The organism is Caproicibacter fermentans (assembly GCF_014303955.1).
Taxonomy (GTDB): domain Bacteria; phylum Bacillota; class Clostridia; order Oscillospirales; family Acutalibacteraceae; genus Caproicibacter; species Caproicibacter fermentans.
In genome coordinates this window covers 1,362,299-1,375,163 of record NZ_CP060286.1, presented here as the reverse complement: position 1 = coordinate 1,375,163, position 12,865 = coordinate 1,362,299, and the positions used below count along the sequence as shown (strand labels likewise).

At 57.0% G+C, this 12,865-nt stretch carries 12 protein-coding genes and 2 riboswitches; all 12 genes read right to left on the bottom strand.

The genetic code is table 11. The features are described 5' to 3' along the window. Positions 1–28: 28 nt before the first annotated feature. Positions 29–1,435 carry a dihydrolipoyl dehydrogenase gene (gene lpdA / locus HCR03_RS06880; RefSeq protein ID WP_187037293.1) on the bottom strand — a complete coding sequence of 469 codons (1,407 nt, stop codon included), beginning with the start codon at positions 1,433–1,435 and terminating at the stop codon, positions 29–31. A 55-nt stretch (positions 1,436–1,490) separates the two neighbouring features. Next, complete coding sequence (locus HCR03_RS06875) at positions 1,491–2,492, bottom strand: lipoate--protein ligase (RefSeq protein WP_187037291.1); 1,002 nt, start codon at positions 2,490–2,492, stop codon at positions 1,491–1,493. Continuing rightward, complete coding sequence (gene gcvPB / locus HCR03_RS06870; protein ID WP_066649791.1) at positions 2,482–3,921, bottom strand: aminomethyl-transferring glycine dehydrogenase subunit GcvPB; 1,440 nt, start codon at positions 3,919–3,921, stop codon at positions 2,482–2,484. The genes HCR03_RS06875 and gcvPB overlap by 11 nt, the downstream gene beginning before the upstream one ends. After that, entirely contained in the window at positions 3,918–5,243 is a 1,326-nt protein-coding gene (gene gcvPA, locus HCR03_RS06865; RefSeq protein ID WP_187037288.1) for an aminomethyl-transferring glycine dehydrogenase subunit GcvPA, read from the bottom strand. Before gcvPA ends, gcvPB begins: the two co-directional genes overlap by 4 nt. Positions 5,244–5,247: 4 nt before the next feature. Next, the gene (gene gcvH / locus HCR03_RS06860) at positions 5,248–5,634 is read right to left on the bottom strand and encodes a glycine cleavage system protein GcvH (RefSeq protein ID WP_066649799.1); all 387 of its coding nucleotides are present in this window, start codon (positions 5,632–5,634) and stop codon (positions 5,248–5,250) included. A gap of 63 nt (positions 5,635–5,697) precedes the next feature. Beyond that, the gene (gene gcvT, locus HCR03_RS06855) at positions 5,698–6,786 is read right to left on the bottom strand and encodes a glycine cleavage system aminomethyltransferase GcvT (protein WP_187037285.1); all 1,089 of its coding nucleotides are present in this window, start codon (positions 6,784–6,786) and stop codon (positions 5,698–5,700) included. A 77-nt stretch (positions 6,787–6,863) separates the two neighbouring features. After that, a riboswitch (glycine riboswitch) is annotated at positions 6,864–6,935 on the bottom strand. 3 nt (positions 6,936–6,938) lie between these two features. Beyond that, positions 6,939–7,024: riboswitch (glycine riboswitch) on the bottom strand. A gap of 280 nt (positions 7,025–7,304) precedes the next feature. Then, positions 7,305–8,075, bottom strand: a complete 771-nt coding sequence (locus HCR03_RS06850; RefSeq protein WP_187037283.1) for a LamB/YcsF family protein — start codon at positions 8,073–8,075, stop codon at positions 7,305–7,307. Positions 8,076–8,093: 18 nt separating this feature from the next. Then, positions 8,094–8,879: a putative hydro-lyase gene (locus HCR03_RS06845; RefSeq protein ID WP_187037281.1), complete on the bottom strand. Its 786-nt coding sequence runs from the start codon at positions 8,877–8,879 to the stop codon at positions 8,094–8,096. A 72-nt stretch (positions 8,880–8,951) separates the two neighbouring features. Then, entirely contained in the window at positions 8,952–9,893 is a 942-nt protein-coding gene (locus HCR03_RS06840) for a 5-oxoprolinase subunit C family protein (protein ID WP_066649807.1), read from the bottom strand. Next, positions 9,883–10,623 (bottom strand): 5-oxoprolinase subunit PxpB, encoded by a 741-nt coding sequence (pxpB, locus tag HCR03_RS06835; protein WP_187037279.1) that lies wholly within the window; start codon positions 10,621–10,623, stop codon positions 9,883–9,885. Before pxpB ends, HCR03_RS06840 begins: the two co-directional genes overlap by 11 nt. Positions 10,624–10,637: 14 nt before the next feature. Beyond that, the gene (locus HCR03_RS06830) at positions 10,638–11,708 is read right to left on the bottom strand and encodes a DUF4392 domain-containing protein (protein WP_066649813.1); all 1,071 of its coding nucleotides are present in this window, start codon (positions 11,706–11,708) and stop codon (positions 10,638–10,640) included. Between the two features lie 25 nt (positions 11,709–11,733). Next, positions 11,734–12,597 (bottom strand): aminotransferase class IV, encoded by an 864-nt coding sequence (locus HCR03_RS06825; RefSeq protein ID WP_066649816.1) that lies wholly within the window; start codon positions 12,595–12,597, stop codon positions 11,734–11,736. Between the last annotated feature and the right edge of the window lie 268 nt (positions 12,598–12,865).

The window sequence follows — 12,865 nt, the reverse complement described above, 5'->3', positions numbered from 1 at the left end:
TGAGGGTATGATTTTTTCGAGAAACAGGCTAGGCTCTTCTTACACGGGGCATCGCGTGGATCGCGCCGCCCAGCGCGTCCTCCGCCGCTTCGGTTACAGCCTCCGAGAAGGTGGGGTGCGGGCGAATCACGCCGGCCAGCTCGCGCGCCGTCGCGCGCCGGTCAATCGCCTGCACCAGGCCCGCAATCAGGTCGGTCGCGCGTTCGCACACCAGCTGCGCGCCGATCAGCGCGCCGGACTGCTTTTCAAACACCAGCTTGACAAAGCCGCGCTCACTGCGCTCGATGACCGATTTCCCAAGGGAAGCGGTCAGCGCCTTGCCGACGGTGACCTCGATGCCTTCCTGTTTCGCCTCGTCCGCGCAAAGGCCGGCGCAGGCGATTTCCGGGCTTGTGTAGACGCAGGAGGGGATTGCGCGGGGGCGAGCCGGTTCCGTTCCCTGCGCCATGTACTCCACCGCCTCGATTCCTTGGGCGGAAGCGGCGTGGGCAAGCTGGATTCCCCCGGTCACGTCCCCTACGGCAAAGACGCCGGGCAGGCTTGTTTCGTGGTGCCCGTCGGTCAAGATAAATCCTTTTTCCGTTTTTATTCCGAGTCCTTCGGTGAAAAGATCATTGGTCGCGGGTTTGCGGCCGACTGCAATCAGGACAAGGTCCGCTTCCGCACGGTTTTCCGTCTCCTTTTCCGTGAACCGGCAGACAAGCGGAGAATCCCCGGCAATTTGCTCCACCTTTGCGGAAGAGTGAACCCGCACGCCGCGCTTTTTGAGAATCATGGAAAGGCTTTGAGAAATCTCACGGTCCATGGTCGGCAGAATCCGGGGCATGGCCTCCACGATTGTCACTTCACAGCCCAGATCGGAAAAAGCGGTGGCAAACTCCGCGCCGATGACGCCGCCCCCAATGATGACCAGACGGCGGGGGAGGGCATCGAGCTCCAGAAGACCGTCGCTTGTTACAACGCCGGGCAGTTCTGCCCCGGGAATCGGGGGAACGGACGGTGCGCAGCCGGTTGCCAGAAGAATTTTGTCGGCCCTTAGTTCCTGCGTGCCGGAGGATCCCGTTACGGTAATCTGTTCCGCGCTTTCCAGAAAACCTCTGCCCTCAAAACAGTCGACCCCGTTTGCTTTTAGCAGCTTTTCAATTCCGGCGCGCAATTCCGCAATCACCTGGTCTTTTCGGCGCAGAATGGCGCCGAAATCAAAGGAAAGGCCGTCCGCCGCAAGGCCGATTTCACTGAATTTTTTTGCTTCACGGTACAGCCCGGAAGAGTGAAGGATCGCTTTTGTAGGAATACAGCCGCGGTTCAGGCAGGTTCCACCCACGTCGCGGGCTTCGATCAGCGCGACGGAAAAACCGAGCTGGGCGGCACGGATGGCGGCTTCGTAACCGGCGGGGCCGCCCCCGATCACCGCCAAATCATATTTTTTCTTCATACGGATGCTCCTTTTTAAGAGTAAGCCCGCAGGTTTTGTTTGCCTGCGGGCTGTTTTAAAACTGCTGTTCGATAAGCAAGCGCTCAATATCCGCTTCGTATTGGCTGCGCTCCTCGGATTCACCGGAAAATTCCGTGCGAAGCCGTTTGACCGCTTCTTCGGAAGAAAACGGGCAGCCGGTCAGGCACGGCGGGATCCGGCGGATGAATTCCTCATCCATTGCGTCGGAGTCAACCTGCACTCCGGCAATGACGCCGCCCTGAACCCGCAGTCCGATTCCTACGCCGCCCCAGGAAAAACGACTGGAAAACTCGCAGGAGAACGGCATCTGAACGCCATAGATCCAATCCGGATCCGAAAATTCTAGCCGCAGTTCTTCTACGCGCCGCTCGTCAATCGAGTCCGGAGAGATGATTTTCGGCTCTGTTCCGTAAACCTGGCCAAACGCCTTTGAAAGCTCCCGTTTCATATCATTTACGGTTAGTCCGGGACAAAACTCATTCAGGTTCGCGATGCGCGACCGAACGGAATCAACTCCCTTGGAGCGGATTTTCTCCGCGGAAACACTCAGGTATCTTCCCGCTTTCTCCTTATCCACATCGATCAGGATCGTGCCGTGGTGATAGGCGCTTTCCCCGCTGAAATAAAATGCGTTGCCGGAAAACTTGCGCCCGTCGACCGTGATGTCGTTGCGGCCGGATTTTTCGGCCTGAATCCCGCAGGCGGAAACGGCCCGCAGAATCACATCGAGCTGGCGGGAAACGTCATAGTCTTCTTTACGAACCAGGAACGTAAAATTCAGATTGCCCAGGTCGTGGAAGACCGCTCCTCCGCCGGAAAGGCGGCGGACAAGGTGCCCGCCGTCGGCTTCCAGTTCTTTCACGCGGCATTCCTTCCAGCAATTCTGGTTCCGGCCGATGACTACGGTGTTCTGGTTCTGCCATAGATAAAGAATACAGGTACCCTCGGGAACAGTGTCCATCAGGTATTCTTCCAAAGCCAGATTCCGGTACGGAATCAGATGGTCGGTTGTGCAGAGTAACGCGTTATGAATCATATTCGTATTTCACCACAGGATGCCTTGCGGCTTCCACCTCGTCCGGGCGTCCGATCACGCGTCTTTCCGGGGCACGGTGCATAGCTTCCGGGTTGGCAAGCGCCTTTTCGTACAGCTCGAGCAGAGCTTCGGCGGCCCGGTCCAGCGTCTCTTTTGACTCGGTTTCGGTCGGCTCAATCATCAGGGCCTCGTGCACAATCAGCGGGAAATACATGGTCGGCGGGTGCATTTCAAGGTCCTGCATGGATTTCGCGACGTCCATCGCGGTCACGCCGCAGGAATCCTTTAAGTCCTGCAGGGAAAGAACAAATTCGTGCATACAGGGAACGTCGTAGGCCACCTGATACCGCTTTTTCAGCAGCGCCATCAGGTAGTTTGCGTTCAAAACGGCGTTTTCCGCAACCTGAGGGACGCCTTCTTTCCCAAGCGTCAGCAGATAGGTCAAAGCGCGCACGATGACAAGAAAATTGCCGTAGAAGGATTTGACACTGCCGATGCTCTGCGGGCGGTTGTCGTCGAGATAAAATTTCCCGTCGTGCTCCGCGACGCGGGGCACGGGCAAAAACGGGGCAAGAGAAGATTTGCATCCGACCGCCGCGCCGCCGGGACCGCCGCCGCCGTGAGGAGTGGAAAATGTTTTGTGCAGGTTCAGGTGAATCACGTCGAAGCCCATGTCTCCGGGTCTCGCGACGCCGACCACCGCGTTCAGGTTTGCGCCGTCATAGAAGCACAATCCTCCCGCTTCGTGGACAATTTGCGTAATCTGCAGAATGTTTTTATCGAACAGGCCGAGCGTGTTCGGGTTGGTCAGCATCAGCCCTGCGGTATCGTCGCCGACGGCTTTTTTCAGCGCTTCCAGGTCGACGCAGCCGTCAGGGCCGGACGGGATGTTCACAATGGTGTAGCCCGCCATGGCCGCGCTTGCCGGGTTGGTGCCGTGCGCGGAATCCGGCACGATGATTTTGGTGCGCTTCTGGTCGCCGCGGGAATGATGCCAGGCCTTGATCAGCAGCAGGCCCGTGTATTCGCCGTGGGCGCCCGCCGCAGGCTGAAAGACCATTTCATCCATCCCGGTGATTTCGCAGAGAAATTTTTCCGCCAGATGCAGTACTTTCAGGCATCCCTGAGCCGTGTGAGCGGGCTGAAGAGGATGAATTTCCGTGAATCCGGGCAATGCCGCCATTTCCTCGTTGATTTTTGGGTTATATTTCATAGTGCAGGAACCGAGGGGATAAAAACCGTCGTTGACGCCGAACGAACGCTTCGCGAGCGCGCTGTAATGGCGGCTCAGGTCGTTTTCCGACAGCTGCGGAAGACGAAGGGGAGCCTTGCGCGCGAATTGCTGCGGCAGGGCGGTTTCCGGCACGTCGCATGCCGGAAGAATCGTGCATCCGCGGCCCGCGCGGCTTTCTTCAAAAATCAAATTCATTCTTGTTCCGCCTCCTCCAGCAGTTCGGCAAGCCGGTCGATTTCCTCTTTGAAGTTGCATTCCGTTACGCACCAGAGCAGTCCGCCGTCCGGCAGGGGAAGACCGCCCAGAATGCCGTGCCGTTCCAGTAATTCGAGTGTCTTTTGCACGTTCGGGCAGGCGGTGACGAACTCATGGAAAAATTCTGTTTGGTTCTTCAGCTCAAAGCCTTTGACCGCGCCGATTTTCTTAGCGGCGTAATGCGCTTTGGAATAGCACTGCTCCGCCGCCGCTCTGAGTCCGTCCGGACCCATTGTACTCAGGTAGACGGACGCGGTCAGCGCGCAGAGCGCTTCGTTGGAGCAGATGTTGCTCAGCGCCTTTTCCCGGCGGATGTGCTGCTCGCGCGCCTGAAGCGTCAATACAAACGCGCGGTTGCCGGCGTCGTCGGAGGTCTGGCCGACGATTCTGCCGGGCAGGCGGCGCATCATCGCCTTTTTGCAGGCCATAAAGCCGAGATACGGGCCGCCGAAGCCGAGCGGCATACCGAACGGCTGACCTTCGCCGACCGCGACATCCGCTCCGCATTCGGCGGGTGTTTTCAGAACAGCGAGGGAGATCGGGTTGCATCCCATAATGAATTTCGCCCCGGCCGCGTGAGCAATTTCACCCAATGCCGCTGCGTCTTCAATCGTTCCGAAATAGTTCGGCTGTTGCAAAAAGAAGCATGCCGCGGTTTTGTCCTGTTCCAGCAGGTCTTTCAGGGCGGAAGCGTCCGTCGCGCCGTCCTTCTCGGGAACCAGGCAAACCTGAGTGTCCGCGCCGAACGCGTAAGTCCGAATGGTCCGAATGGTATCCGGATGAGAGGCCGCGGAAACATAGACCGTCGTGCGCCCGCGGTCGCGGCACATCGCGGCGGCTTCCGCGGCGGCGTTTGCGCCGTCGTAAACGGAGGCGTTCGAAACTTCCATGCCGGTCAGTTCACAGATCATGGTCTGGTACTCGAAAATCGACTGTAAAATCCCCTGGCTGATCTCCGCCTGATAAGGGGTATAGGCGGTCAGAAAGGTCTCGTTCGCGGTAATGCGGGTGACGGCGGCGGGAATGTAATGCCGGTACGCGCCGGCCCCGCGGAATACGGTGGGAAACACCTTGTTTTCCGAAGCGATCGCGGTCATTTTCCGCCGCACTTCCAGTTCGGAGAGACCCTGCGGCAGGTCGAGCAGGCGGCTCAGGCGGACCGATTCCGGAATCTGCGAGAACAAGCCGTCAAAGGAATCGAATCCGGCGGCGGAAAGCATCTCTTTCTGCTCTTCCGGGGTGGAAGGAATGTAAGAACCCATACCGTTAGTCTCCTTCTTTTCCGGACAGGAATGTGAGGTATTCGCCGGCGGAAAGGAGTTCCTCCGTTTTGGAGATGTCGCCGACCCGTACCATCCAGGACTCATAGGGGGCTTTGTTCAGCTGTTCGGGCGCGTCGAGCAGTTCTTCGTTGATTGCCTGAACCGTTCCCGTGACCGGGCAGTAAACGTCGGAAACGGCTTTAACGGATTCCACGTCCGCGAACGCAGCTCCGGCCTCCACGGAATCGCCCTCCTGCGGCAGGTTGACGAAAACAATGTCTCCGAGTTCTTTCTGCGCAAAGTCGGTCAAGCCGATTTTAGCGCTGCCGTCCGGCAGATAGCTGACCCATTCATGGGACTTTGTGTACTTGAGTTCTTCTGGCAGATTCATATCAGTTCCTCCTTAAAATTCGACCGGTGATTTTTAAAAACGGGTTTCGGTAGGGAGAAAATATTATTTTGCTCGTTTATAAAAAGGCAATGCGGTGATCTGCGCCGACACGCGGCGGCCGCGAATGTCCAGCTCCACGTCGGTTCCGGCTTCAGTATTCCCGGAGTCGATCAATGCCATCGCAATAGCCGATTTCAGAAACGGGCAGAAGGTACCGGAAGTGGTCTTTCCCACCGCTTTTCCGTTGATGAGCACGGGTTCGCCGCCGCGGGCGATTCCTCGCCCGGTAACCGCTAAACCGACCCTGACGCGGGATGGCTGAATTTTACCGGCTAACGCATTTTTGCCGATAAAATCGTGGGAATCCATCTTGACGCCGAACGAAAGTCCGGCTTCGAACGGATTAATCGTTTCATCCATTTCATGGCCGTAAAGCGGCATGGCGGCCTCCAGACGGAGCGTGTCGCGGGCGCCGAGCCCGCAGGGAATCAGCCCGTATTCCCTGCCCGCTTCCAGGAGCAGATCCCACAGACGCTCCGCGTCCTGCGGGGCGCAGTAAAGCTCATAGCCCAATTCGCCGGTGTACCCCGTGCGGGAGACCAGGCAGGAAATTCCGCCGACGGTGCCTTTTTCCACAAAGGTGTAATATTTCTGTGGGATGGAGGATTCATCGGCCACTTTTTTTAGAATCTCCGGCGCTTTCGGGCCCTGCAGGGCGATCTGCGCGACATGATCGGAGATGTCCTCAAACCGAACGTCGCCTTTCAGGTGGGCTTTGATCCACTCCGCGTCCTTTTTGCGGTTCGCTGCGTTGACGACCAGCAGATATTTGCTTTCGCTCATGCGGCACACGACCAGATCGTCTACCACGCCGCCGTCGTCATAGCACATCAGGGTATAGCGGACGCGGCCGTCGTACATGCCGGAAAAATCGTTGGTCAGGATATGGTGGAGGTTTGCAAGGGCGTCCTTGCCCTCAAGAATGATTTCTCCCATATGGGAGATGTCGAACAGCCCCGCGGCGGTTCGCACCGCCATGTGCTCGGCGATGACGCCGGAGGGATACTGAACGGGCAGCAGGTACCCCGCGAACGGGACAATTTTGCCGCCTGCGGCGACATGCCGGTTGTAAAGAGGGGTTTTGCTTTCCATAATATTGTTCTCTTCTTTCCACAGTGGTATCAAACAAAAAAGGACGGAGGCATACGGCAGGACTTCCTGCCGTATGCCTCCGTTGATCAACCTGAAAGATTCTTCCCGACCGGGAATTGCCTCTTCGGTGTCCGATGGACTTTCCGGAGTTTCGTCGGATCCCGGTTTTTTTGCCTGAGAGTTTTTGCGTTCCCCTTCGGCGCCGTCTGTGACAGACGGTCTCTCCCGGAATCTTCATCCGATATTTACTTTTATGAGTTTTCTTTGCCGCTCTGCAATTCCGCCGCTTCTTCAGCGGAGCGCAGTGCTTTTGTGCGGTCTTGCACAGACCGTTGATTCCCCGCGCAATCGAAAGCATTTCCCGTGTCGCCGCAGGAGGGCTTAGATGCAGGAAATTAGCTGTCCTGATTCAGATAGTATGAATTATAAAAGAAGATGAAAAAGCCGTCAAGGCTTTTGATTCGATTCTAAAAAAAACAAAAAATTTTAAGAAAATATTCAGGTTATGCTTTAAAATATCAAGAAACAATCTGGGCGAGCGGGGCGATTTCAATTCCTTCCGCCGTCAGCGCGGAACGGATTTTCCGAACAAATTCCAGCGCATGGGCGTTATCTCCGTGGACACAGACGGAGTCGGCCCGAATTGAAATATCTTTTCCGGTCGCGGCCGTGACTTTACCCTCTTTCGCCATGCGGACAACACGGCGGATCGCCTCGTTTTCGTCCGTGATCATGGAGTTCGGCTTCGTTCTGGCCACCAGGGAACCATCCTCTTCATAGGCCCGGTCCGCGAAAACCTCGCTCGCAGCGCGAATGCCGGTGTCCTTCGCGGCGCGGATCATTTCGCTGCCGGAAAGGGCCAGCAGAATCAGGCTGCCGTCGAACTCGGCGATGCCCTCGCAGATGGCTTTTGCAAGATCATAATCCTTGCCCGCCATGTTGTACAGGGCGCCGTGCGCTTTTACGTGGACCAGCTTTACGCCGCAGGCCCGGCAGAATGCGGAAAGCGCGCCGATCTGGTACTGAACGTAAGCCTTCGCTTCCGCCGGAGAAACCTTCATGTTTCTGCGGCCGAATCCCATCAGGTCCGGAAATCCCGGATGCGCCCCCACGCAGACTCCGCTTTTTCCCGCAAGCTCAACGGTTTTTCGCATCACGACGGGGTCGGATGCGTGAAAGCCGCAGGCGACATTGGCGGAGGAAACAAACGGGATGACTTCCTCGTCCATGCCAAGCTGATAGGCGCCGAAGCTTTCCCCCAAATCGCAGTTTAAATCAATGCGGTTCATCGGTAATTTCCCCTTTCCTCAGTATTTGAGCTGTACGTTTTTTACATCCGTAAGAAACATATGCCCCGGTGAGTGCGTAATGGCGATTTTCGGCTTCACATTCATGATCACCGACTGCGGGGTTACGCCGCAGGGCCAGAAAACCGGAACTTCTCCGTCGCGGATGGTGACGCTGTCGCCGAAGTCCGGGTGATTGATGTCTTTGATGCCGATTGCTTCCGGTGAACCGATGTGAACCGGAGCGCCGTGCACCCGGGGCATTCCTCCGGTAATCAGCGCGGCGCGCACCACCTCGTCATGGGGGAGGGGGCGCATGGAGACAACCATTTTGCCGCTGAAAATACCGGCGGGTACGCAGTCGATGTTCGTACGGAACATCGGAACATTGCGGTTTTCTTCGATATGGCGCACCGTGATGCCCGCTTCCAGCAGCTCCGCCTCAAAGGAAAAGCTGCAGCCGATCAGGAAGCTGACAAAATCGTCCCGCCAGAGACGGGAGGCGTCGGTGCGTTCTTCCACCATCACGCCGTTTTCATAGACGCGGTATTTCGGAATGTCGGTGGCGATATCGGCGCCCTGTGCAATGGCATGCAGCTCTCTGCTGCCCGCGTCCGAAACCTCAAGCAAAGGACAGGACTTTGGATTTCTCTGACAGAACAAAAGAAAATCGTATGCAAGCTCTTTTGGAAGCACGGCCAGATTTGCCTGCGCGTATCCGGCGCACATGCCGGCGGTCGGGCCGGTAATTTCGCCCTTGCGGATCAGCCCGCGAACCTCCGACGGCGCCATCGTTGTCAGATCCATTCGTTCAACCTCCGTTTCAACAGCCGGGACGGACGCGCTGAGCGTTCTTCGGCCCGGCGGGTCTTTTTTCGTTTATTCGTTCAAATACCGATTCAGCTTACTGAGCTTTTTTGTCTCTTTCCGCAGCAGCTTTTGGGCTTCCCCGACGGAAATGCGCTGAAACCGTACGGAATCGCCCGGGCGGCACTGCGCGAGCAGGGAAAGATCAACCGACGCCACTGTGCCGATTTTGGTGTATCCGCCCGTCGTCTGGCGGTCTGCCAGCATGATGATCGGCTTGCCGCTCGAGGGAATCTGAACGGCTCCTGCGGGGATTCCGTCGGATATGATGTCCGCTTTGTCCCTGCATTCGACGACGGGACCGTCCAGCGCGCAGCCCATACGGTCAAACCGGGGCGTCACCTGATAGGTTTCCTCAAAGAAAGTACGGACTCCTTCCTCGGTGAAAGCGTCTTCCTGCGGGCCCAAAATCACCCGCAGGATCGTTTCGCCGCCGAAAGACGGGGCCTCCAGCGTGCGGAGCGGAAAAAAGGGCAGTTCCTTTTTCGGCGAAGAAAATGCGATGGCATCACCCGCCTGCAGCTTGCGTCCCCCGTAGCCTCCGAATCCGCATTTCAGGTTGGTTGATTTGCTGCCCATGACAACCGGCAGTTTGAGGCCGCCGGCGAACGCAAGGTAAGCGCGGCAGCCGCTTTTGGCGGGGCCGAAGGAAAGAACATCCCCATCCTTTACCGGAATGGCGGCGTACCGCGGCATCGGCGCTCCGTTGAGTACAGGCGACAGGTCCCCTCCGGTCACCGCGACAAAATTATCCGCGGTAAAACGAAGCTCCGGTCCCATCATGGTGATTTCCAGCACGGCTTCACCGGCGGAATTTGCCACCAGAAGATTTGCGAGAATCATGGCTTTGCGGTCCAGCGCGCCGGAGGGAGAAATGCCAAGCTTTTGGTAACCGGTGCGCCCAAAATCCTGCACGGTGGTCAGAAGCCCGGGTTTTATCATTTCAATCCCCATCGGAGGAGCCCCCTTCCCGGACGACGCACTGATATTCGCCCTTTTCCGAAAGGGAGTGAATCCGCAGGTATTCTTCGCGCGGCACCGGGACAAAACGGATCCGATCCCCGGCCCGGTACAAAATCGGGTCCTCCCGGTTCGGGTCATAGGGCTTTACCGGTGTGCTGCCGATCAGCCGCCACCCGCCGGGGGAAGCGATGGGGTAGATGCCGGTCTGTTCGCCGCCGATGGCTACGGAACCCGCCGGGATTTTCACGCGCGGCGTTTTCAGGCGGGGCGTCGCAATCCGGGGATCCATTCCCCCAAGATAGGCAAAGCCGGGCAGAAAGCCCAGCATGTAAATCAGATAATCTTTTGAAGAATGAATCCGGACGACGTCGTCCTCCGCCATACCCGCGTGGGCCGCAACATCCGGCAGGTCCTCGCCGAATTCTCCCCCGTAGCAGACGGGGATTTCGACAATCCGGCCCGCGCCGGAAGCGGCGGAGCCAAGGTGGTTCGCAAGGCGGGAGACCTTGCACTTTAACGAAGAATAGCGGATCACGCAAGGGTCGTAACAGATTAAAAGAGAACGGTAAGTCGGTATCGTTTCCGTGATACCCTTGAGGCCGGACTGCCGAAGAGCGCGGCCCAGCGCGAGGACTTTACCGTTGATTTCCTCACTGATTTCATTGCCGAATTCAACCGTGAGGGCACTGTCCCCCGCCATCAGGATTCTGGGCTCCTGCATTTACAGTAACCTCCTCACTGAAAAAATCCCAACTCAAGCACCTTTCGAAACCAGGTTTTCCCCGGCTCATATCCTGCGTAATCCAAAGCGTAGGTGACGCATTCGCGCATCAGCTCCAGAATCAGCACGTTCATTTTCAGGCCGAAGCCGTCCACCGCAGGGGTCAGGGAACCGTCCATATTGACCATTCCGCAGCGGGAAGCGGTTTTGATCGTTTCCCCGAGAAGCTCTCCGTCATGAAGAATCTCCGGATTCTTCATCAGAAACGCGAGCGCGGCAATCATTCCGTCGCAGCCCCAGTTGGAAACCGTCGCGGTCAGGACGGTTCCGGCCCTGGTCGCGGCGGCCAGCCCGCCCCCGCATCCGCAGGAACAGGAGCCCGGCGCGGCGTAGGGAATATAACGGTTCAAATGGTCGCCCAGCGTGCCGAGTCCAAGCTCGTTGCCGAGATCCCCGATAGAAATGGTTGCAACACCTTTTTGCTGCAGCTTTTCAAACAGAATATCTGCTTTCGCTTCCAACGGGGTGACGTCTTTTCCCACGGCGTTATGATAGAAGCCCTTTGCGTTCGCTCCGGGAGCTTCAATGCTGACAACAGCGGAAGGGAGCCCCTGTGCGATGATTTCATCCGCGCGGCCTGCCGCCTTTTCCGCTTCCTTCGGGAAAGTCAGGAACGCCATGGAAAAGGGAAAGCGCTTTGCTTCCTCGACGGATTCGTAAAGATGAAGGCCGGTCAGCGGGGCGATCGCCTTCACGGCCGGAACGTTTTCTTCCGGGCAGACAAGGACGGGAACCGCGCGGAACGCTTTTTCAAGCGCTCTTGCCAGAAGCATGGCGCCGATAATTCCGTCCGTTTCGGCGCAGAGGGAAGGGGTCAGAACAAAACCGGTCAGAATAAGGACTTCGTCACCTTCCCGGACCGTTTCCATCAGCTTTTTTGCCGCGTGCATGGTTAACGGTTCACCGGCGAGCTTTCGCGACCCGTCGTACAGAATCCGGCAGACCCCGTATCCGCGGGGGTCCAGATTCATCAGGTCGTCAAGATTCTGGCCGACGTTCCATTCGGTTAATGTTTCCTGATTCATTTCAGTCACGACGATCCTTTCGCTCTTATTTTGCGTAATCCGCGAATTTCACCTTCGTATAATCCTCAAATTGCTTTACAGCGGCGTCCTGCAGCTTTTTGAGCAGCTCGGGGGCGCGCCCGCCGACCCTTTTGCCGTCGATTTCCACAGCGGCGTTGCACAGGGTGCCGGAGCTATGTACGATGACTTCGTCGGCGTCCATCAGCTCGGCGACGGTAAAGGGCTTTTCACTGACCTGCATTCCGACCTGCGCAGCAAGCGCGACCAGATGTTTTCTGGCGGTGCCGGGAAGAATCAGGTTGTTGAGCGGAGCCGTGCAAAAAACGCCGCTTTTGATGATGGAGACGTTGCTGTGCGCGCACTCCGTGACGATTTCGCCGCGATGGAACACCGCCTCCTGGCAGCCGGCTTCTTTCGCCGCCTGAGCGGCCATAACGCTTGGAATCAGGTTCAGCGTTTTAATATCGCAGTGCAAAAACCGCGTGTCTTCCACGGTAATCAGCTTGAGGGTCCTGTCGATCGCCGTCAGCGGATTCGGACGGATGGTGACAAAAAGGTTTGCCGGGCCGTCGGGAAAAACATGGTTGCGCATTCCGGTGCCGCGTGTGGTCTGCCAGTAAACCATCAGGCTTTCGGAGTTATCCACCTGATTGACCAGATCCTGCAGTGTTTTTGCAAGCTCTTCTTTCGACATCGCGAACGGAATTTTCAGCTTGGAAAAGCTGCGAAAAAACCGGTCGATATGGTCCTCGAGCGCAAAGATGACATGGTTTACCGCGTAAGTGGCGTCATACACGCCGTCGCCGAAATAGACGACACGGTCGTTCATGGGGATGGTCATTTCCTCAATCGGGCCGGTTTTTCCATTATAATACCCAATGTTTTTCATGCAGGTACCTCCACAAACTGTTTATTGTCGGCTGCGAATCCGGATGATAGCGCGCTAAAGAGGACCGGTTCTGAATAAAAAAGAAGCCACTTAACCTAAACAGCGAGTTAAATGACTTCTGTATCATTTACTTTACGGTTCTTTGCCCTGCCCTCATTGGCGTACGGCTTCCGTAATATTTTTTTGTAAAACGGGCCTACATCCGCATTTTACCGGCTGTAATCTTTCCCTATTTTATTCTACGATGCCGCTTTTGTCAACCTTTTTT

Coding starts and splice junctions, on each gene's coding strand:
- HCR03_RS06845 (WP_187037281.1), bottom strand. CDS start 8,879: ATGGATCTGACAACGATGGCGCCGTCGGAGGTTCGCGGGCTGATCCGC.
- gcvPB (WP_066649791.1), bottom strand. CDS start 3,921: ATGAATTTGATTTTTGAAGAAAGCCGCGCGGGCCGCGGATGCACGATT.
- HCR03_RS06840 (WP_066649807.1), bottom strand. CDS start 9,893: ATGGGGATTGAAATGATAAAACCCGGGCTTCTGACCACCGTGCAGGAT.
- lpdA (WP_187037293.1), bottom strand. CDS start 1,435: ATGAAGAAAAAATATGATTTGGCGGTGATCGGGGGCGGCCCCGCCGGT.
- HCR03_RS06850 (WP_187037283.1), bottom strand. CDS start 8,075: ATGAACCGCATTGATTTAAACTGCGATTTGGGGGAAAGCTTCGGCGCC.
- gcvH (WP_066649799.1), bottom strand. CDS start 5,634: ATGAATCTGCCAGAAGAACTCAAGTACACAAAGTCCCATGAATGGGTC.
- HCR03_RS06875 (WP_187037291.1), bottom strand. CDS start 2,492: ATGATTCATAACGCGTTACTCTGCACAACCGACCATCTGATTCCGTAC.
- HCR03_RS06825 (WP_066649816.1), bottom strand. CDS start 12,597: ATGAAAAACATTGGGTATTATAATGGAAAAACCGGCCCGATTGAGGAA.
- pxpB (WP_187037279.1), bottom strand. CDS start 10,623: ATGCAGGAGCCCAGAATCCTGATGGCGGGGGACAGTGCCCTCACGGTT.
- gcvT (WP_187037285.1), bottom strand. CDS start 6,786: ATGGAAAGCAAAACCCCTCTTTACAACCGGCATGTCGCCGCAGGCGGC.
- gcvPA (WP_187037288.1), bottom strand. CDS start 5,243: ATGGGTTCTTACATTCCTTCCACCCCGGAAGAGCAGAAAGAGATGCTT.
- HCR03_RS06830 (WP_066649813.1), bottom strand. CDS start 11,708: ATGAATCAGGAAACATTAACCGAATGGAACGTCGGCCAGAATCTTGAC.